The 20,011-nt window shown below is 63.0% G+C and carries 19 protein-coding genes; 8 read left to right on the forward strand and 11 right to left on the reverse strand.

What is annotated here, in order from left to right:
• The first annotated feature begins 23 nt into the window (after positions 1–23).
• Positions 24–1,202: an aminotransferase gene (locus ACTJKE_RS32580; protein ID WP_057249000.1), complete on the forward strand. Its 1,179-nt coding sequence runs from the start codon at positions 24–26 to the stop codon at positions 1,200–1,202.
• Between the two features lie 24 nt (positions 1,203–1,226).
• Here the strand turns inward: ACTJKE_RS32580 and ACTJKE_RS32585 are convergent, their stop codons facing one another.
• The 7 genes from ACTJKE_RS32585 to ACTJKE_RS32615 form a co-directional block, all read right to left on the reverse strand.
• Positions 1,227–2,132, reverse strand: coding sequence for a DMT family transporter (locus ACTJKE_RS32585; RefSeq protein ID WP_440693570.1), 906 nt, complete (start codon positions 2,130–2,132; stop codon positions 1,227–1,229).
• A 146-nt stretch (positions 2,133–2,278) separates the two neighbouring features.
• Positions 2,279–3,712 carry an aldehyde dehydrogenase family protein gene (locus ACTJKE_RS32590; protein ID WP_440693539.1) on the reverse strand — a complete coding sequence of 478 codons (1,434 nt, stop codon included), beginning with the start codon at positions 3,710–3,712 and terminating at the stop codon, positions 2,279–2,281.
• A gap of 16 nt (positions 3,713–3,728) precedes the next feature.
• Positions 3,729–4,463: an MBL fold metallo-hydrolase gene (locus ACTJKE_RS32595; RefSeq protein WP_057248997.1), complete on the reverse strand. Its 735-nt coding sequence runs from the start codon at positions 4,461–4,463 to the stop codon at positions 3,729–3,731.
• Between the two features lie 4 nt (positions 4,464–4,467).
• Complete coding sequence (locus tag ACTJKE_RS32600; RefSeq protein ID WP_112994658.1) at positions 4,468–5,568, reverse strand: ABC transporter ATP-binding protein; 1,101 nt, start codon at positions 5,566–5,568, stop codon at positions 4,468–4,470.
• The gene (locus ACTJKE_RS32605) at positions 5,565–6,356 is read right to left on the reverse strand and encodes an ABC transporter permease (protein ID WP_093235635.1); all 792 of its coding nucleotides are present in this window, start codon (positions 6,354–6,356) and stop codon (positions 5,565–5,567) included. Before ACTJKE_RS32605 ends, ACTJKE_RS32600 begins: the two co-directional genes overlap by 4 nt.
• Positions 6,357–6,358: 2 nt before the next feature.
• Complete coding sequence (locus tag ACTJKE_RS32610; protein WP_112994659.1) at positions 6,359–7,243, reverse strand: ABC transporter permease; 885 nt, start codon at positions 7,241–7,243, stop codon at positions 6,359–6,361.
• Between the two features lie 104 nt (positions 7,244–7,347).
• On the reverse strand, positions 7,348–8,445 hold the full coding sequence (locus tag ACTJKE_RS32615) for an ABC transporter substrate-binding protein (protein ID WP_440693543.1): 1,098 nt from the start codon (positions 8,443–8,445) through the stop codon (positions 7,348–7,350).
• 116 nt (positions 8,446–8,561) lie between these two features.
• Between ACTJKE_RS32615 and ACTJKE_RS32620 the strand changes: the two genes are divergently transcribed.
• Together ACTJKE_RS32620 and ACTJKE_RS32625 are read left to right on the forward strand one after the other, a co-directional pair.
• Positions 8,562–9,179 carry a TetR/AcrR family transcriptional regulator gene (locus tag ACTJKE_RS32620; RefSeq protein WP_440693545.1) on the forward strand — a complete coding sequence of 206 codons (618 nt, stop codon included), beginning with the start codon at positions 8,562–8,564 and terminating at the stop codon, positions 9,177–9,179.
• Between the two features lie 54 nt (positions 9,180–9,233).
• Positions 9,234–9,626: a YybH family protein gene (locus tag ACTJKE_RS32625; RefSeq protein ID WP_440693547.1), complete on the forward strand. Its 393-nt coding sequence runs from the start codon at positions 9,234–9,236 to the stop codon at positions 9,624–9,626.
• Between the two features lie 298 nt (positions 9,627–9,924).
• On the opposite strand, the gene ACTJKE_RS32630 is transcribed toward ACTJKE_RS32625, so the two are convergent.
• The 3 genes from ACTJKE_RS32630 to ACTJKE_RS32640 form a co-directional block, all read right to left on the reverse strand.
• Positions 9,925–10,839 carry a transglutaminase-like domain-containing protein gene (locus tag ACTJKE_RS32630; RefSeq protein ID WP_440693549.1) on the reverse strand — a complete coding sequence of 305 codons (915 nt, stop codon included), beginning with the start codon at positions 10,837–10,839 and terminating at the stop codon, positions 9,925–9,927.
• A gap of 395 nt (positions 10,840–11,234) precedes the next feature.
• Positions 11,235–12,548 carry an NAD(P)/FAD-dependent oxidoreductase gene (locus tag ACTJKE_RS32635; protein WP_057248990.1) on the reverse strand — a complete coding sequence of 438 codons (1,314 nt, stop codon included), beginning with the start codon at positions 12,546–12,548 and terminating at the stop codon, positions 11,235–11,237.
• The gene (locus ACTJKE_RS32640) at positions 12,545–13,912 is read right to left on the reverse strand and encodes a glutamine synthetase family protein (protein WP_057248989.1); all 1,368 of its coding nucleotides are present in this window, start codon (positions 13,910–13,912) and stop codon (positions 12,545–12,547) included. The genes ACTJKE_RS32635 and ACTJKE_RS32640 overlap by 4 nt, the downstream gene beginning before the upstream one ends.
• Before the next feature lie 119 nt (positions 13,913–14,031).
• Between ACTJKE_RS32640 and ACTJKE_RS32645 the strand changes: the two genes are divergently transcribed.
• Together ACTJKE_RS32645 and ACTJKE_RS32650 are read left to right on the forward strand one after the other, a co-directional pair.
• Entirely contained in the window at positions 14,032–14,724 is a 693-nt protein-coding gene (locus ACTJKE_RS32645) for a GntR family transcriptional regulator (protein ID WP_058326486.1), read from the forward strand.
• Between the two features lie 326 nt (positions 14,725–15,050).
• The gene (locus ACTJKE_RS32650) at positions 15,051–16,154 is read left to right on the forward strand and encodes a M24 family metallopeptidase (RefSeq protein ID WP_093235628.1); all 1,104 of its coding nucleotides are present in this window, start codon (positions 15,051–15,053) and stop codon (positions 16,152–16,154) included.
• Between the two features lie 75 nt (positions 16,155–16,229).
• Here the strand turns inward: ACTJKE_RS32650 and ACTJKE_RS32655 are convergent, their stop codons facing one another.
• Complete coding sequence (locus ACTJKE_RS32655) at positions 16,230–16,493, reverse strand: hypothetical protein (RefSeq protein ID WP_440693551.1); 264 nt, start codon at positions 16,491–16,493, stop codon at positions 16,230–16,232.
• Between the two features lie 139 nt (positions 16,494–16,632).
• Between ACTJKE_RS32655 and ACTJKE_RS32660 the strand changes: the two genes are divergently transcribed.
• The 3 genes from ACTJKE_RS32660 to ACTJKE_RS32670 all read left to right on the forward strand — a co-directional run bounded on the left by ACTJKE_RS32660 (position 16,633) and on the right by ACTJKE_RS32670 (position 19,864).
• Positions 16,633–17,349 carry a FadR/GntR family transcriptional regulator gene (locus ACTJKE_RS32660; protein WP_440693553.1) on the forward strand — a complete coding sequence of 239 codons (717 nt, stop codon included), beginning with the start codon at positions 16,633–16,635 and terminating at the stop codon, positions 17,347–17,349.
• A complete protein-coding gene (locus ACTJKE_RS32665) occupies positions 17,346–18,518 on the forward strand; it encodes a PLP-dependent transferase (protein WP_440693555.1) in 1,173 nt (390 codons plus the stop codon). The genes ACTJKE_RS32660 and ACTJKE_RS32665 overlap by 4 nt, the downstream gene beginning before the upstream one ends.
• A gap of 83 nt (positions 18,519–18,601) precedes the next feature.
• A complete protein-coding gene (locus tag ACTJKE_RS32670; protein WP_057248983.1) occupies positions 18,602–19,864 on the forward strand; it encodes an ABC transporter substrate-binding protein in 1,263 nt (420 codons plus the stop codon).
• Positions 19,865–20,011 lie beyond the last annotated feature (147 nt).

The following is a 20,011-nucleotide window of genomic DNA, read 5'->3' on the forward strand; positions in this document are numbered from 1 at the left end:
GATCTAACGCAGGAACACCCGCCATGCCGCATTTCAACCCGCTCGTCGAAAAGCTCTCGCCGCCGCCCGTGCCCTCGGTGCTGGCCTGGGCGAAGTCCTACGACGGCTCCCGTGGCCCGCTGATCGACCTGTCGCAGGCCGTGCCCGGCTATCCTGCGCATCCGGATATGCTGGCATGGCTCGGCGAGACCGCCGCCTCCACCGCCTATACCGGCTATGGCGCGATCGAGGGCGAAGCAGTGCTGCGCGAAGCCTATGCGGCTCATGTCGCCGGGCTCTATGGCGCGGCGGTGACGGCCGACAACATTCACATCACCTCGGGCTGCAACCAGGCCTTCATCTGCACGGCGATGGCGATTGCCGGCGCGGGCGATACGATCCTGATGACCAACCCCTACTACTTCAACCAGGAAACCACGCTTTCGATGCTCGGCATCAATGTCGAGCTCGTACCCTGCGACGCCGGTGCCGGCTTCCTGCCCGAGGTCGACGCGATTTCTGCAGTGCTTCGCCCCGGCATCCGGGCACTTGCGCTGGTCTCGCCCAACAACCCGACCGGCGCCGTCTATCCGCCGGAGCTGCTCGCCCGCATCCACGAGGCCTGCCGCGCCAAGGGTGTCTGGCTGATCCTCGACGAGACCTATCGCGACTTCCTGCCCGACGCGTCCGTCGCGCCGCACGGCCTGCTTTCGAGCGAAGGCTGGCAGGAGAGCTTCATCGGCCTCTACAGCTTCTCCAAGTCCTTCTGCATACCCGGCCATCGCCTCGGTGCCATCACCGCCGGCCCTGCTGTCATCGAGCAGGTGACGAAGATCATGGACAACCTGCAGATCTGCGCGCCGCGCTCGGCCCAGGCCGCCGTCGCCAAGGCCATCCCCGCGCTTGCCGACTGGCGCCAGGCCAACCGCGCCGAGATTGCCGCGCGCGCCGATGCGCTGCGCGATGTCATGAGCCGGTTGCCGAAATGGAAGCTGCAGGCGGTCGGCGCCTATTTCGCCTACGTCCGCCACCCCTTCCCCGATATCGACTCACAGTTCATTGCCGAGAAGCTCGCAAAGCTCGCCGGCGTCGTCTGCCTACCGGGCGATTATTTCGGCGAAGGCCAAGAGAACTACCTGCGCTTCGCCTTTGCCAATGCGGACGCCGAGACGATCCGCAAGCTCGAAGAGCGGCTGGCAAATTTCACACCGCCGGGCCTCTAAGAAGTCAGCAGAAAGCGCGCGGCGTTATCCGCGCCGCGCAATGAGGATGCCGATCAATACGATCGCCCCGCCGATCGCCTGCATCAGGCCGACCGGCTCGGCAAGCAGTATCCAGGCGAGGATCGCCGCCACCACCGGCTGCAAGAGCAGGGTTAGCGACGAAAAAGCAGGCGGCAGATACGCGAGCGCATAGGTGATCGCCACCTGCCCGCCGGCATGGCTGACGAAGGCGAGTCCGAAGAGCATCGCCCAGCCGAAGGCCGTCACCGGGAACAGCGACTGTTCGAAGACAACCGCCATCGGCAGCATGCAGATCGCCGCCGAAGCGGTGCTCCAGATCATGATGCGCACGGTGCCAAAGAGGCTGCGCAGCCGGCCGATCGCCAGGATATAGCCGGCATAGAACATCGCCGCGACGACGGCGACGCCGTCGCCGACGAGGTTGCCCTCGCCCAGCGCCATCGGGCCACCCTTGAGGGTCACCACCCCGGCAACGGCCGTCACGAGGCCAATGACGAAGACGGTGCTAATACGCGCCCGAAACAGAAGCCAGCTTGCGAGCGTCACGAAGACGGGCGCGAGGTTGGCAAGCAGCGTGGCATTGGCGACCGACGTCTTGGTCAGCGCATAGTGCCAGGCCGCAAGATCGATCGCGAGAAACACGCCGGGCAGAATGAGCAGCGCATATTCCGAGAGCTTTTGCGGGCGCCGGTCATTGGCACTCTCCCCGCGAAACCACGACCACGCGAGCAGCGGGATCAGCGCCAGCGCCACCCGCCAGAAAGCGGTCGCCATCGGCCCCACTTCCGACAACCGCACGAAGATCGGCGAGCCACCGATCGCGGCACCGCCGATCAGGAGCGCGGCCATGGCAAGACGGTTGTGGGCTGAAGGGGATGCTTGGGTCACGGGAGACGTCCGGAGGGAGATGAGGGGCTGAGGCGGGAGGCCCGAGTGCTCGCAGCTATCAGATGCGCGCGGCCGGCGACAGCCCTTCTCCACCGAAGCCTGAAAGAAAAACGGCCGCCGCAGGATGCGACGGCCGATTTTCAATGCTTGGCGCTCTGCGTCGCGGCTCAGGCAGCGTCCGGAACGTGCACGGTCTTCACTTCGAGGAAGTCCTCAAGACCGAAGATGCCGCCCTCACGACCGTTGCCCGACTGCTTGTAGCCGCCGAACGGGCTGCCATAGCGGTGCGGCCCGCCATTGATATGCACCATGCCGGCGCGAAGGCGGGCAGCGACGCGCTCGGCCCGCTTCGGGTCACCCGTCTGCACATAGGCCGCAAGACCGTAGTTGGTGTCGTTGGCAACGGCGATCGCTTCCTCCTCGGTGTCGAAGGGGATGATGGCGAGCACCGGCCCGAAGACTTCTTCGCGGGCAATGCGCATGTCGTTGTTGACGTCTGCAAAGATCGTCGGCTTGACGAAGTAGCCGGTCTCGAAGCCCTCCGGCTTGCCGGCACCGCCGACGAGCAGACGCGCGCCCTCGGCAATGCCCGCCTCGATTAGCGCCTGCACCCGGCCGAACTGGACATGGCTGACGAGCGGGCCGATATGGCTGCCTTCCTGCGTCGGGTCACCTACCTTTGCCTCCCGGCCGACGCGCTTGGCGATCTCGACCACCTGGTCATAGACGCTGCGTTCCACCAGCATGCGGGTCGGCGCATCGCAGGACTGGCCGGAATTGTTGAAGCATTCGAGCACACTGCCGGTCACGCGATCTTCGAGATCGGCATCGGCAAAGACGATGTTCGGCGACTTGCCGCCAAGTTCCAGCGTCACGCGTTTGACGGTCTCGGCCGCATCCTTGCTGACGGCGATGCCCGCGCGGGTCGAGCCGGTGAACGACATCATGTCGATGTCGCGGTGCTTGGAAAGGGCAGCACCGGCATTGATACCGTCGCCGTTGACGAGGTTGAAGACGCCGGCGGGGAAGCCTGCCTCATCGATCATCTCGGCATAAAGCATGGCGTTGAGCGGCGTGAATTCGCTGGGCTTCAAGACGCAGGTCGAACCGGTCGCAAGCGCCGGCACCACCTTCAGCGCGATCTGGTTGATCGGCCAGTTCCAGGGCGTGATCAGGCCGCAGACGCCGATCGGCTCGCGCAGGATCACGTCGCCGTTCGGCAGCCGGTCGCGGCTCTTCAGCCGCTTCAGCGCGTCGATGAAACCCTGCAGGTGGCCGACGCCGACATCGGCCTGCTGCTCGCGGGTCATGGTCTTCGGCGCGCCGAGTTCCATGGTGATGGTGTCGACCATCTCGTCATAACGGCGCGTGTAGACGGCGAGCAGTTTTTCGAGCAGCGCCAGCCGTTCTTCGACGCTTGTCTGGCTATAGGTGACAAAGGCCTTCTTGGCGGCGGCCACGGCCCGGTCAATGTCTTCGGCCGTGCCCATCGAGATCACCGCAACAGGCTTTTCCGTCGCCGGGTTCAGGACCTCGAGGTCGTTGGCGACGATGGGATCCACCCAGGCGCCATTGATGTAGAACTTGCGTTTGTCGAGCATTCGCTCCTCCTTCCCGTCAGTTTGTCTTTTGTTTTTCAGCAAGCCAGTCGCGGATAAGCGCTCTGTAACGCTCGCCGGAAAAGCTCGGAAAATGTCCGCCGTGAACGATACGCGCGGGTACCTTCAGCAGCCGTTCCATCGACGCCAGGTAGTCGTCGGCATTGGAATGATAGGTGTCCTCGATCAGCGGCCCATCGTAGACGATGTCGCCGGAGAACATGATGCCGGTCTTCGCCTCGAAGAGCGCGATACCGCCGGGCGAATGGCCAGGCGTATGGATCACGTCGAAGACCCGGTCGCCGAGATCGATATGATCGCCGTCTTCCAAAAGCCGCGTCGCCGGCGCCGCCTTCACCGCGTAGGTGGTGGAGGCATAGGGTTCGGGCGGCAGCGCGTCAAAGATCTCGTCGGCGACGTAAGGGTCGGCGAGCGTGTTCTTGCGCGTCGGATGGGCGAGAAGCTGCGCTTCCGCCGCGTGCACGCAGCGGCAGTCGAACTCGTGATGGCAGCCGATATGGTCGAAGTGGGTGTGGCTGGCGACGGCGGTCAGCGGACGCTCGGTGACGAGCGGCACCCATTCCCTCAGCGACACCACGCCCATGCCGCTATCAACAAGCATGTCGCGGTCGCGGCCGCGCACGTGCCAGATGTTGCAGCGATAGAACTCCTGGATGTAGGGCTCGTCGATGGCGGTGACGCCGTCGTCGAGCCGCCGCACGCGATACCAGTCCTTGGGGGCAATTCTCTGCATGGTGCTACGCATGTCCGCCTGTGGCGGGCAAGGCTACGACGTCGGCAGCGCGCACTGCAAGTGGCACGATCTCGCCTTCGCGCACGCTTGCCGATTGCGGCAGATGCGCCACCAGCGCCCTGGTATCCGTGGCACAGGGCTGCAGATGGCAGCGATAATGGGTGCCGAAAAAGGCGCTGCCGGCGACCCGTGCCTCGCCGAGCGCCACGGTCGGTCCTTCCGCCCGGTCGTCGGCGCGGAAATGCTCCGGCCGGATGGTGAGCGTGATGCGGTCACCGGCCTTCGGCGACGATGCCGTGAAATTCTGAGCAGGCAGCGCCAGGCTGCCGAGCGCGGTCTCAACCCGGGCGGAGCTCGCATCCGCCGCCGCAACACGGCCGGAAACGAAGTTGACCTCGCCCATGAAGCCCGCGGAAAACAGCGAACGCGGCCGCATGTAGACCTCCGAGGGCGGGCCGAAATCCTCGATCCGCCCCTGGTTCATCACGACGATGCGGTCGGCGATCGCCATCGCCTCTTCCTGGTCGTGGGTCACGTGCACGAAGGTCGTGCCGACCCGCTTCTGGATCGCCTTCAGTTCGTCCTGCATCTGGCGGCGGAGTTTGAGATCGAGCGCGCCAAGCGGTTCGTCGAGCAGAAGCACGTCCGGATCGACCGCCAGCGCACGGGCAAGGGCCACGCGCTGACGCTGGCCGCCCGAGAGTTCATGCGGCCTTTTGCCGGCGGACGCCTTTAAGCCCACGAGGTCGAGGAAGCCCAGTGCCTTTTCGTCACGCTCGGCCTTGGCAAGGCCGCGCATTCTGAGGCCAAAGCCGACATTGTCGACGAGGCGCATATGCGGAAACAGCGCATAGTCCTGGAACATCGTCGTCGTCGGGCGCTTAGACGGCGCCACATAGGTCATGTCCTTGCCGGCGATGGTCACACGGCCAGCGCTTGGCGACTGGAACCCGCCGAGGATCGAGAGCAGCGTGGTCTTGCCGCAGCCCGACGGTCCAAGCAGGACGATGAACTCACCTGCCCGAATATCGAGCGAGACGTTGTCCAGTGCCGTGAAGGCGCCGAAGATCTTGCTGACGTTTTCGATCGTGACGGAAGCGGTCATTGTTTTTTCGTCCTTCCGAACAGGGAAAGCTCAAGGATGAGGAGCACGGCGACAGAGGCCAGGAACACCAGCGAACCGATGGCATTGGTCTTGGGGTTGAGACCCGAGCGCAGCATGCTCCAGATCTCGACAGGCAACGTCACGTCGAAGCGCGACAAGAGAAAGGCAATGATGAACTCGTCCCAGCTGAAGGTGACGGAGAGGAAGAAGGCGGCGAGGATCGACGGCATCAGCATCGGCGCCGTCACCAACGCCATCACCTTGAAATCGTTGGCGCCGAGGTCACGCGCCGCCCGCTCGATGTTGATGTGATGGTCGCCCATCGAGGCGTAGATGATGGCAAAGCAGAGCGGCAGGTTGATCACCACATGGCCGATCCCGACCGTCATCAGCGACAAGGGAACGTGCAGTGCATTGAGCACTGACAGCAGCCCAAGCGCGATGATCAGGTAGCTGACCGTCATCGGCGCGATCAGCAAGCCGCGCTGCAGGGCCGAGCCCGGCAGCTTGTAGCGCGCCAGCGCATAGGCCGCGAGGAAGCCGAGCAGCACCGAGATGACCGAGGAGGCAAGCGCCACGACCATTGAGTTGCCGAGCGCTGCCATCAGCTTGCGGTCGGCGAAAACCGCCTCGTACCACTGCAGCGAAAAGCCGTTGAAGGGCGGCACCGGCAGCCGGCCGTCCTGGAACGAAAAGAGCACCAGCACGGCAACCGGCAGGAAGATGAAGGCGTAGACGAGGACGAGATAGGTCCAGGACAGAACGCTTGCGGAGATCTTGCGCAACATCGTCAGGCCCTCTCGATCTTCAGCCAGCGGGCGCAGGCAACGTAGGCGACGGTGACGGCGAGCATCAGCACGATCGACAGCGCCGCGGCCATCGGGAAATCCGCCCTGCGCCCAAGCTGCAGCATGATGATCTGCGGCAGCACCAGCTCGTTGTTGCCGCCGAGGATCTGCGGCGTGACATAGTCGCCGATGCAGAGCACGAAGGTGAGAAACGCGCCGGTCATGATGCCGGGCAGGGTCAAGGGCAGCACCACGTGCCAGAAGGTCTGGAAGGCATTGGCGCCAAGGTCGGCGGCCGCGCGGCGGTAGTTGGGCGACAGCTGGATCAGGTTGGAATAGATCGTCAGCGTCAAAAGCATGACGAAGAAATGTACGAAGCCGATGACCGTCGCCGTGCGGGTGCTGGCAAGCTCCAGCGGCTCGGAAATCAGCCCGATGTTCATGAACATCTGATTGATCACGCCGTTCTTCGACAGAACCAGCAGCCAGGAATAGGAGCGGACCACGTAGGAGGTCCAGAACGGCAGGATCGCCAGGATCAGCGCCATGCGCTGCAGCCGCTTCGGCACCCGCTCGGCGATGATCCAGGCGAGCGGATAGGCAAGCAGCACCGAGATCACCGTCACGATGACGGTGATTTCCAGCGAATTGACCAGCCCCTGGAACAGCGCGTTCTCGGAGAAGAAGCGCGCGTAGTTGTCGAAGTTCCAGACGCGGACGAGCTCCCGCCCTTCCCGCTTCCAGAGGCTCATCGCCGCCATGAAGGCGAAGGGCACGACGAAGAAGGCGGCGGTCCAGAGCAGCGCCGGGGCAACGAAGCCCCAGGCCTTGCGCCGGTCGGCGTCTTCGAGCGCTGTCGCTGATGTCAGGGTTCCGGCGTCTGCCATGGCTATCCCGGGGCTCAAGGGTTGCGGGGCATGGTTTGCCCTCGTTCGCCGCCAAGGCGGCGTTGATCAGGCGAACGCGATGCCGATCGCATCCGCCCTTGTCGTTACTGCTGCAGCATCTCCGTCCAGGCGTCCTGGAACTGCTGGTCGAGTTCGGCCGACGGGATCGGATAGAGCTGCGTCTTCTTCAGGTATTCGGCCTGCTCGCTGAAGCGCAGCGCCGTCTTCTGCTGGTCGTTCAGGAATTCACCCGCCTTGGCGTTGGCCGGCATCGCCCAGTAGCAGGACGAGGTCGCAAGCCGCGCCTGGCCTTCCGGACTCAAGATGTACTGCACGAATTTCAGCGCCAGATCCTGCTTGGTCGAATCCTTCATGACGCCGATCGATTGCGCCCAGCGCACCGCACCCTGCTCCGGAATGGTCCAGTCGAGGCTCGGCTTGTCGGCCGAGAGAACCGCGGTGATCCACTCGCCGCCGCCGACGAGAATGTCGACTTCACCGGTCGCAAGCGCCGTCTGCGAGGACACGACGTCGCTCACCTGTTTCGACACGGCGCGCATCGCCGCAAGCTTTTCCTTGATCGCCGGCATGTCCGCTTCGGTCAGCTCGGAGGTCTTCTTGCCGAGACCGAGACCGACGAGACCGATCATCGGCAGGTAGTAGTCATAGAGCGCGATGCGGCCCTTGTACTTGTCCGACCAGATCACCGACAGGTCCTGCATGTCCTTCGGGTCGACCTTGGTCTTGTCGTAGGAAATCGTGTTGTAGCCGAACTTTTCGGTGACGGCGTAGGTCTTGCCGTCCTTGGTGTTGTTCGCCTCCATGCGGACTTCCGGGAAGATGTCGGCGGTCGGCAGCGCATCGGCCGGCATTTCGGCAAGAAGATCGAGATCGATGGCGCGGTGCACATCGACGCCGTCGATGACGAGCACGTCCCAATCGCCCGGCTGCGATTGGTCGAGGATCGAGAGCCCTGCCCCGGTGCCCTCATAGACCTTGACGTTGACCTTGACGTCATTGGCCTTCTCGAACGGCTCGAGCAGCGCCGGATCGGTGTGGTCGCACCAGACGAGCGCATTGAGCTCTTCTTGGGCGAAGACGGGTGCAGGGGCTGCAACCGCCGACAGCGTGGTGATCGCGATTGCGGCGGTGGAGGAGAAAAAACGGCGCAGGCGCGCACCGTCACGAACTGACTGCATCATGCTGTTGCCCTCATGGTTTTGACGCTCGTTTCGGCGTCTTCAAAAAAAGATTGAATGAATTCATTTTTTAAGTCAATCTCAATTTTGAACCAATTCATAATTCGGGGAAACACCAGATGACGGGACTGCGCGCACGGCAAAAGGCCGATCGGAACCGGCGTATTCTCGACGCCGCCGCCGCGCTCTTTCGCGAGGTCGGCTATGACAGCGCGCGCATCGAGGACATCGCCGAGCGCGCCGAGATCTCGGTCGGGACCTTTTACAATTACTATGAAAACAAGGGCGACATCCTGCTTGCCACCGTGTCGATGGAAGTCGAGGAAGTGCTCACTGCCGGCCGCTCGATCGTCGACAACCCGCCCGCCTCCGTCATGGGTGCCCTGGACGCGCTGATCGGCGAATACTACGACCACTCGCTCTTCTATCTCAGCAAGGAGATGTGGCGCACCGCCATGGCAATTGCCATCCAGCAGCCCGATAGCCCGTTCAGCAAGCGCTATACGGAACTCGACCGCCGGCTCTGCGATCAGATCTCGACCCTGATCCTCAAGCTGAAGGCCAAGGGTGTCGTCGCGCTCGATATCGACGCCGAGGCGGTCGGCGAGATGTTCTTCAACAATCTCAATATAATGTTCACCGAGTTCGCCAAGCGCGAACCAATGACGCTCGACGACCTGAAAGCCCGCGTTTCCCGCCAGAACCGTCCGCTCGCGACACTGATCTCGGCCCGCTGACCATCACAAAAACACGACCGGAGCAAATCTGCGCCCGGAAAAAGAGGAAACACGATGCAGGATCTCGAACAGTCGGTGCTTTCCGCCGCCGACCGGCTGGTTGCCGCCTTCGCGCGGCACGACCGCGCTTTCTATTTTTCGGCCTTCGCGCCGGATGCCACCTTCATCTTCCACACGCTGGACCGGCCGCTTCTGAGCCGTGCGGCTTATGAGGCGGAATGGGCCCTCTGGGAGGAACGGGATGGTTTTCGGGTGCGCGCCTGCCGTTCGAGCGAACGACATGTGCAGGCGGTGGGTGATGTCGCGGTCTTCACGCACCGCGTCGAGACGGAACTGGAATTCAATGGCGAACCGGCGACGGCGGACGAACGGGAAACGATCGTGTTCCGGCGGGCATCGTCAGGCGATTGGATCGCCGTGCACGAACATCTGTCTCGCCAAAGCTGAATCAAGAAAGATCAGAAAGCGCCCACGACGACGGCGCTGACGAAGGAGAATGCGGCCACGATCGCAATTGCGTGCGGGACCAGATGGACGAACGACCGGCGCTGGGGTGCTGATGCATAAGGCGCGTATCGGGATTGGACCATCGGCCTCGAAGCGTTCATCGCGTCTCTCCGTCATTCACTCGCGGGATTTAGTCCGCCTTCTCTCTTGTTCTCCTATATTATCGATTGAGTTTATAGATATTATTTTCCGCTAAATGCGCATGTCGTAAAAAATCGGTTCGGCGAAACCGCCGTCGTTAATGGCGATTGCGGTCGCGGTCCAGGAGGTGTTTCGACCAGGTTTCGCTGAACCACGGGGTCAGCAACGAAACATCGGAGCCGTGATGCGAACGCGTGAGCGCACTGTCGGTCTCGACACAGGTCCAGACGATGAAGGCCGTCAGTTCGTGCTTGCCGAAAGTCTGGATCAGCGGAATGTCGGCCGCGTCACGGCCACGGGCGACCGCAATCCGCCCTGCCCGTCGCTGATTGTTCTTGGCGTCGAACGTATGCCAGCGATCTCCAAGAAAGACTTCGAACCACGCGTTGAAATCCATCGGCGCCGGATGATCGCTCTTCGGGATGTCGGCCATGTAGCCGTTCACATAGCGCGCCGGCATGTTCATGCAGCGGCAAAAGGTGATCGCCAGATGCGCATAGTCGCGGCTGACGCCGACGCGATCCTCATGGGCTTCGAGCGCGGTGCGCATTGCCTGGGCATAGCCGTAGCTGAAGACCAGGCGCTCATGCACATAGTCGCAAATCGCCTGCACGCGCTGCCAACCGGCAGGCACATCTCCGAACAGTCGCCACGCGAGCGCACCGAGCCGATCGGTTTCGCAGTAACGGCTGGCCGCGAGATAGGGTAGCCAAGCGGCCGGCAGGTTTTCGACCGGCACAGCATCCGCCAGCGGATCGGAGGCGTCGAGCCTGCCGTCATCCTCGATCACCGCGTCATAGGAAAGCTTGAAGTCGCCTTCGGGCACGGTCATCCGGAAACATGTATTGCCATGCGGATCGGTGATCTCTTCCATCTTCACGATTGGCATGGAAACCGGCCCATGTTCGCGCCGAAGAGTTGCGCGCCGTTCCGGCACGACGGAAAGATAGGTCATCATCGGGGTCGGTTGCGGGCAACGAATGCCGATTTCATAGCCAAAGCGCACGAACATCTCGAGGCCTCCCAGGAAATCAATCGGGAGTCATATGCTCCCCGCCTGCCTTGCCCGCAGAAATGCGGGCCCTCCTTGGTATCCGTTTGCACGCGAGCACCGCTCCCACGGATTGGCCGCATGCCAAAGATGCAACGGGCCCTTCGAACGGGCGAACCGATGCGCTACAGCGCCGCGCGTCTTATCGGACGCGCAAAGGTCGCTGTAGCACTTTGATTTTCTGCATCCTCAAATCGGCGACGATTTGAGGAACCGTGCAGTAAGGGATTAATACTAGCGCATCAGCCGGCAAGGCGGAATTACACTCCGCGGGAAATCTGCCATTCGACTCGCGCGCAAGGGGCGTGCCCGGCTTTATGGCAAGCCACCCCATCACAGAGCATCGGCCTTTTGCCCTACAATCCGACCGCGTCCTTGAACTGGTACCACCAGGAACCGATCGTCGAATATTGCGCCCGGAACATGCGCCCGCCCGGGAAGGGATACCAGGGCAGCTTTTCGAAGACGTCGTAGCGCGTGGTGTCGCCATCGATCGCCTCGGCGAGCGTGCGGCCGAAGAGATGCGATCCGGTGACCCCATGGCCGCTGTAGCCGTGGGCGAAATAGGTGTTGCTGCCGATCCGGCCCATCTGCGGCACGCGCGTGAAGGAGAGCGCGAAATTGCCGCTCCACGCATAGTCGATCTTCACGCCCTTGAGCTCAGGGAACACCTTTTCAAGATTGGGCTTCAGCTTGGCGACCACATCGGCCGGATCGGTGCCACCATAGACGGTGCCGCCGCCGAAGATCATCCGCTTGTCGGCGGAAAGCCGGAAGTAGTCGAGAATATAGCGCACGTCCTCGACGCACATGTCGCTCGGGATCAGCGAATGGGCGAGCTCTTCGCCGAGCGGCGCCGTCGTGATCATCTGCGTGGAAACAGGCATGACGCGCGAAACGAGCTTCGGCACCGCGTCGCCGAGATAGGCATTGCCGCAAAGCACGACAATACGCGCCGAAACCTCGCCGCCTTCGGTATAGACGGTCGGCCGCGCCGCCTCGTGGTCGACGCGTGTCACGGGCGACTGTTCGTAGATCGTGCCGCCGATGCTTTCGAGGGCGCGCGCCTCGCCGAGCACGAGATTGAGCGGATGCATGTGACCGCCGGTCGTATCGAGCATGCCGCCGCAATAGGCATCCGACGTGACGAGCTTGCGAAGCGCGTCACGATCGAGAAGCTGGTGATCGTCCATGCCGTATTTGCGCCAGAGCGCCTGCTTGGCTTCGAGTTCCTTCATATGCGCCGGCGTATAGGCAGCGTAGATATTGCCCGGCTTCAGGTCGCAGTCGATCTGATACTGGCTGACGAGACGACGGATGATCTTGCCGCCTTCCTGCACCAGCCCGCCGATGAAGCGCGCGGCGTCGTCGCCGTAGCGGCGCTGGATTGTCGATAGGCTGGCGTTGAGGCCGTTGACCACCTGGCCGCCGTTGCGGCCGGAAGCACCCCAACCGACCTGGGCGCCCTCGACGACGACGACCTTGTAGCCTTTTTCCGCAAGGTGGATCGCCGTCGACAGGCCGGAGTAACCGGCACCGACAACGCACACGTCGGTCTCGACGCGGCCCTGAAGTCGGACCGGCGTGCGGATGATGTTGCGGGATGCGGCGTAGTAGCTGGTCGGGTAGCTGCCGTCGCCGGCATAGGAGTTCTGTTTCGTGACCATCAGACAATTTCCAGATAGGCGCTGAATTCGTAATCCGTGACCTGCTCGGCAAAGCCTGCAATCTCCTGGCGTTTGCAGGCGATCAGCATCGAGCGCAGCACGGGATCGAAAATTTCGGCGGCAATCGGTCCTGCCTCGAAGCTATCGACCGCTTGCCCCCATTCCGAGGGAATTTTGGGCAGTTTCTCCGCTGCATAGGCCCGACCCGAAACAGGCGCCGGTGGCTTCCACTTGTTGCGGATGCCAACGAGGGCAGCGCCGAGGATCGCGGCGATGACGAGATAGGGATTGGCGTCGGCTCCGGCGACGCGATGCTCGATGCGGCGCGCGGCCGGATTGCCGCCTGGAATGCGGATTGCCGAGGTGCGGTTCTCATAGCCCCAGCAGACGGCCGTCGGCGCGTGCGTGTCCGGCCTGAGCCGCCGGTAGGAGTTGAAATGCGGCGCAAACAGCAGCGTCGTCTCGGCCATGCCGCGCAAGAGGCCGGCAACGGCGTTCTTCAGCATTGGCGAACCTTCGTCGCTGCCGTCGTTGAAGACGTTGTTGCCCTCCTCGTCGAGCAGGCTGAAATGGATATGCATGCCGTTGCCCGACCGTGTGCCGTAGGGCTTGGCCATGAAGGTGGCGGCGAGGCCATGCTTGCGCGCGACACCCTTGACGATGCGCTTGAAGAAGATGGCGTCGTCGGCCGCCTTCAGCGGGTCGTCGGTGTGGAGTAGATTGATCTCGAACTGGCCGATGCCGTTCTCGGCGATCGCCGCATCCGCCGGCACGTTCTGCCGGGCACATTCCTTGTAGACGTCCGAGAAGAACTCGCCGAAATCGTCGAGCTCGTCGATCGACAGGATCGCATCGGAATCGAGGCGCTTGCCGGTATAGGGCGAGATCGGCGGCACCGCGCTGTCGGGCTCCGGATCGATCAGGTAGAACTCCAGTTCGGTCGCAACGACGGGGCGAAGACCGAGTTCCTGATATTCGCGCACGACCGCCGCCAGCGCCTGGCGCGGATCGGCAAGAAACGGCTTGCCGTCCTCAAGCTGCAGCCAGAGCGGCACCAAGGCGCTCGGCCGGGAGGTCCAGTTGACCGGCAGCGCGCCGCGGCCGGTGACACCGCAGATACCGTCGCGGTCGCCGCTGGCGAACACCTGCTCGCTGTTGATGATATCCTCGCCCCAGACATCGACCCCGACGATCGAGAGCGGCATGCGGATGCCGCCGCCGAGCACCTTCGCCGCCTGCTCCACCGGCACGCGCTTGCCCCGCATGATGCCGTTGAGGTCGCAGACCACCGCCTGGATGCTTTCGATCGGCCCGTTCTGCTCGAGCCATGCCTTGAATGCGCTGGGGTCTTCCGCGTCGAGCGACATATCGCAAATCTCTTTTTGTGATCACATTTTGTGATAGTTGACATAATTCAGGAATTGGAGTCAAGCATCGGCAATGGTATCAGGCGCATGAAGGACGCCAGGCAGAAGGATATGCGATCGTGAAACCCCTTGTTTTGCCGCCACTTGCCCGACCCGACGGCATGACCACGCATGACTATGCCTTCAACCGGCTGCGCCAGGCGATCATGGTCGGCGCCTTCCGCCCCGGCACATCCGTCACCATCCGCGGCCTTGCCGAAGCGCTCGAAAGCAGCCCGACGCCGGTACGCGAGGCGCTACGTCAGCTGACGTCGATCGGCGCACTGCAATTCCTTGAGAACCGCCGTATCGTCGTGCCGCACATCACGCCCGCGCGTTTCGAGGAGCTGATTTTGCTCCGTATCGCGCTCGAAAGCCATGCCGCCCGCCGGGCTGTCGCCCATCTCTCCGAGCGCCAGATCGAGAAAATCACGGCAATCGATGACAGTATCGAGACGGAGATCCGCAAGGGGAACAAGGTGGCAGCGCTGATCGCCAACCAGGCGTTCCATCGGATGATCTACACGGCCAATCCGGATCCGGTCGCCATGCCGCTGATCGAAAGCGTGTGGCTGCAACTCGGGCCCATCCTCGGCATCGCCATGGAGCACGTCACCGAACTCTATGTCGTGGATCGGCACCGCGAGGCCATCGATGCCCTTAGGCGGCGTGACGAGGAGGCCGTTGCAGATGCGATCGCTGCCGACATCCGGGAGGGGATCGGCGGCTTCGACCAGCAGGCGGTCGCGCGCCTTCTGCGGCTGGCGGCCTGAGCCGACGGCAGGCCACGGCCTCATAAATTTTAGTGTGACTAAAATTCCGTATTGACAACGCTCAGGCACGGCACCAAAGTCGTGAAAATACAGATGCATAGCGACGGGAGGCGCGAGCCTTCCGGCCCAATGCCCGCGCATTCGAGGGGGAGGAGTCCGCTTGAAGAGCCAAAGATTTTCAGCCTGGGGCAACACCTGCGCCGGCCTATAGCATTCCCCAAAACCGCCACATCACGCCGGTCCGCCCGGCCACCCCATCCGCCCGTCGATGAGCGCTACAGCCGTGTGAATGGCGAGCGCATCCTCAAGCCAGAACTGGAAACACCATGAACGAACTCACCAAGAGCCGTTTTGCTGCGCTCCGCCGCAAGATGGCCGAAAGCAAAGTCGGCCTCGTCGCGCTCGCGCCCGGATCGCACATGGATTGGCTGATCGGCTACCATCCGCATCCGGACGAGCGCCCCTGCCTGCTTCTGATCGGCCCGGAAAAGGAAGCCTTCCTGATGCCGGCGCTCAACGCCGAGGGCACGCGCGAACACACCGACATCGCCTTCCACAACTGGGCTGATGACGTGGGCCCAACCGATGCTCTGACGTCTGCCCTCGCCGATGTCGGCGCGGCTGCACCTGGCTGCGTCGTGCTCGACGAGACCATGCGCGCCGATTTCGCCCTGCTGCTGATCGATGCGCTGCCGGAGGATACCGCGCGCGAATTCACCCCGGCAACGCTCGGCGCCCTGCGCATGCGCAAGGACAAGAGCGAATACGCGCTTTTGAAGATGAACGCCGGCATCGCCGACCGCGCCATGCAGGCGGCGTTTTCCAAGATCCGCCCGGGCATGACCGAGAAGGAACTGGCCGCCGAGATCCGCGGACACTTCTCCTCGGAAGGTGCGGCCCCGGCCTTCTGGATCGTCGGCGCCGGCGGCAATGGCGCCTTCCCGCACCACTCGGCGAGCGAGCGGGTGATCGAGGAAGGCGATGCCGTGGTCATCGATATCGGCGGCCGCAAGCAGGGTTTCCCGAGCGACATCACCCGCATGGCAATCGTCGGCCGCGCGCCTGAGGGATACGGCCAGATCCACACCATCGTGGAAAGGGCCGTGCAGGCAGCGTTGAAGGCCGCCCGTCCCGGCGTGCTCGCCAAGGATGTCGACGCGGCCGCCCGCAAGGTGATCAGCGATGCCGGCTACGGCGAATACTTCGTTCACCGCACCGGCCACGGCATGGGCATCGACGGCCATGAGCCGCCCTACATCACCGCCACGTCGGAAACCGTGCTGGAAGAAGGCATGGTCTTCTCGATCGAGCCCGGCATTTATCTGCCCGGCCGCTTCGGCATCCGGCTGGAAGACATCGTCATCCTGCGCGAGGACGGGCCGGAGGTTCTCTCTTCCCTTCCCCGCGACGTTCACGTCGCCAAGGCCTGATCAAACAAGATCTGATCAAAGTTGCGGCGCNGCGCCGCTTCTCTTTGTCCGGTTCGCTTGCCAGCACAGCAATGCCTATTGGGTCGGCCGCTTGCGGGGTTTCGTCGTCGTGTTGCCGGCTGGACCATCCTGGCCGGGACGTTGCCTGTAGGCTGGCTGCCGCTGTTCGACCGGCGGCCAGATCCAGTAATAGCCATAGGGCTTGCGCTGGACGCCTTCGTAATACTCGCCCTTTCTGGTGCGCATCTGCGCTTCCGCATCGCCCGCGACGCTCGTCACGGCGAAGAGCGCGCCCACCATGGCGGTGGCAAACAGAGATCCCGATTTCAACATCTTCAAGCTCCTTGCCTCCTGTCTACGCCGGAAGCGTGCGAGGTCAACCACCTTCGCGTTCCATCAGTTCCTGCTTGACGACCTCTCGCGCCTTATCCATAGTGCTCAGATGTCAGACCAATTTTGGCCTCATGGAGCAAGCCGAATGAGTGAACCGGCAAGAGCGGCGCTGATGCCCCTGCCCCCGGCGGACCGGGCCCAGCAGGTCATTGCCGCGTTGGCTGACTACATCGAACAATCGGGGCTTAAACCCGGCGACCGTCTGCCAGCCGAGCGCGAATTGATGACGGCGCTTGCCGTCGGCCGTTCCACCATCCGCGAGGTCATCCGCCACTTCCAGGCGCTCGGTGTCGTCGAGGCGCGAAAGGGCAGTGGCACCTATCTCCTGCGCACGATCTCTGGCGCCACCGTCCATATGCCGCTCACCCTCGACACGGCGCATCTGCGCGATGTGTTGTTGATGACGCTCGAAGTGCGCCGCGGCATCGAGGTCGAGGCGAACATGGTCGCGGCCCGCCGGCGCACCGACGAAGACCTGAAGGTTATCGAAATCAAGCTCGACGAGATGGAGCGCGTGCACATCGCCAAGGGCACATCAGGGCCGGAAGACCTCGCCTTTCACCTCGCGATCTATGACGCCACGCATAATCCCTTGTTCCGGCAGTTGCTCGAACAGATGCGCGAGGCCTTCGAGCGCTTCTGGGACCATCCTTTCGACCGCACGGATTTCGCCCGCCGCTCCTTCCCGTTCCACCGCACCCTGTTCAACGCGATCGCCGCTCAAGACCCTGATACCGCGCGCGAAGAAACGCTGAAAATCCTCGCGATCGTCGAGGAAGACATCAAGGAAATGTCCAAATGACCAACGGCCTCGATCCGTTCGACCACGCCTCGCTGATCGTCGCGCATGACGAAGGCCACGCCTTCGATGCCGTCGTGCCGCCGATCGTTCAGACCTCGCTTTTCACCTTCAAGGATTATGACGACATGGTCGCGTCCTACCGGGGCGAGCGCGTGCGGCCGATCTATACCCGCGGTCTCAACCCGACCGTGCGCATGTTCGAGGAGATGCTGGCGAAGCTCGAAGGCGGCGAAGACGCGATCGGTTTTGCCAGCGGCATGTCGGCGATCTCCTCGACCGTGCTGTCCTTCGTCGAGCCGGGCGACCGCATCGTCGCCGTCAATCATGTCTATCCCGACGCCTTCCGCCTGTTCGGCACGCATCTGAAGCGCATGAAGATCGAAGTGACCTATGTCGACGGTCGCGACGAGGAAGCGGTTGCCAAAGCCCTGCCCGGCGCCAAGCTCTTCTACATGGAAAGCCCGACAAGCTGGGTGATGGACACCCACGACGTGGCCTCCCTCGCCCGCCTTGCCAAGGACCAGGGCATCATCACCGCGATCGACAACAGCTGGGCAAGCCCGATCTTCCAGCAGCCGATCTCGCTCGGCGTCGACCTCGTCATCCATTCCGCTTCGAAGTATCTCGGCGGACACAGCGATGTGGTTGCTGGCGTGGTTGCCGGCTCGAAGGAGCTGATCGGCCGCATCCGCTCCGAAGCCTACCCTTATCTCGGCGGCAAGCTCTCGCCCTTCGATGCCTGGCTCCTGATCCGTGGCCTGCGCACTTTGCCGATCCGAATGAAATCGCATGAGCGCTCGGCGCTTGAAGTCGCGCGGCGGCTGCAGGCCCATCCACTGGTCGAGACCGTCTGCCACCCCGGCCTCGGCAACACCCTGCCGCCGGGTCTTTCCGGGACCTCAGGCCTGTTCTCCTTCATCTTCCGCGAGGGCGTCGATGTCAGGCGCTTTGCGGATCATCTCGAACTCTTCAAGCTCGGCGTTTCCTGGGGCGGACATGAAAGCCTCATCGTGCCGGGCGAAGTCGTGCTGTCGCAGAAAGCCCAGCCCAATTCCGCGGCCGCCTTCGGCATCTCGCCGCGGTCGGTACGGCTCCATGTCGGCTTGGAGGGAACGGAGGCCCTCTGGAGCGATCTTGAAGCGGCGCTCGCCGTCGCTTCGACTGGCTGACAGGAGCGGCTGCAGGCGGTTTTCCGCCGGCATCCCGCTCTCCCCACTTTGAACCAAACCAACGAAGAAAAGAGGGAACAAGAATGAAGAAACTGATCACTGCCACGCTTCTCGCCAGCCTGATGGCCGGAAGCGCACTCGCCGATACCAAGCTGAAACTGGTCGAGGTCATCACCAGCCCCGAGCGCACCGAGACGCTGAAATCGATCGTTGCCAAGTTCGAAGCCGCCAACCCCGGCACCACGGTCGAGATCATCTCGCTGCCCTGGGGCGAGGCCTTCCAGAAGTTCGCGACCATGGTTTCGGCCGGCGAACTGCCTGACGTGATGGAAATGCCCGACACCTGGCTGTCGCTCTATGCCAACAACGGCATGCTCGAAAGCCTGGAGCCCTACCTCGCCAAGTGGGAACACACGGGCGGCCTGACCGAACGCGCGCTCGAACTCGGCCGCGACGTCAACGACACCGCCTACATGCTGCCCTACGGCTTCTATCTGCGGGCGATGTTCTACAACAAGAAGCTGCTCTCGGAAGCCGGCGTCAGCGAACCGCCGAAGACCATGGACGATTTCGTCAAGGCATCGGAAGCCGTATCCAAGCTTCCGGGCAAATCCGGCTACTGCCTGCGCGGGGGACCGGGTGGTCTCAACGGCTGGGTGATGTTCGGCGCCACCATGGCCGGCAGCAACAAATTCTTCAATGAGGATGGCACCTCGACCATGAACAGCGAAGGCTGGGTCAAGGGCCTGACCTGGGTGATCGACCTCTACAAGAAGGGGCTGGCGCCGAAGGACAGCGTCAACTGGGGCTTTAACGAAATCGTCGCCGGTTTCTACAGCGGCACCTGCGCCTTCCTCGACCAGGATCCGGATGCGCTGATCGCCATTGCCGAGCGCATGAAGTCGGAAGATTTCGGCGTCACCACCATGCCGAAGGGTCCGAGCGGCAAGGCGTTTACCACCATCGGCTTTGCCGGCTGGTCGATGCTGTCGGCAAGTCAGAACAAGGATCTCTCCTGGAAGCTGATCGAGACGCTCGAGGGGCCGGAAGGCAACATCGAGTGGAACAAGCGCACGGGCGCGCTGCCGGTGCACAAGTCGGCCGAGAAGGATCCCTTCTATGCGAGCGCGCAGTTCAAGGGCTGGTTCGACGAGCTTGCCGACAAGGACGTCGTATTGACGGTGATGCCGACCTACCTCGAGGAATTCGCCTTCTTCAAGGATTCGCTCGCCATCAAGACGACTCAGGAAGCCCTGCTCGGCGACATCACGCCGGAAGAGCTCGCCAACCAGTGGGCCGACTACCTGACCAAGGCGCAGCAGAAGTTCCTCGCCAGCAAGAAGTAAGCCTTCGGCCGGCGGCGGTTCGCCGCCGCCGGCCCTCGTGACCTTGAGCGGAATGACGTGGGCGCGGTCTCCGCCTGCATCCCGCTCCGACTGAACGAAAACGAGGCACGTCGAAAAAACCGGCGGCCGCACAGGGGAAATTTCGAT

This window comes from Ensifer sp. 22521, assembly GCF_052044795.1.
Taxonomy (GTDB): domain Bacteria; phylum Pseudomonadota; class Alphaproteobacteria; order Rhizobiales; family Rhizobiaceae; genus Ensifer.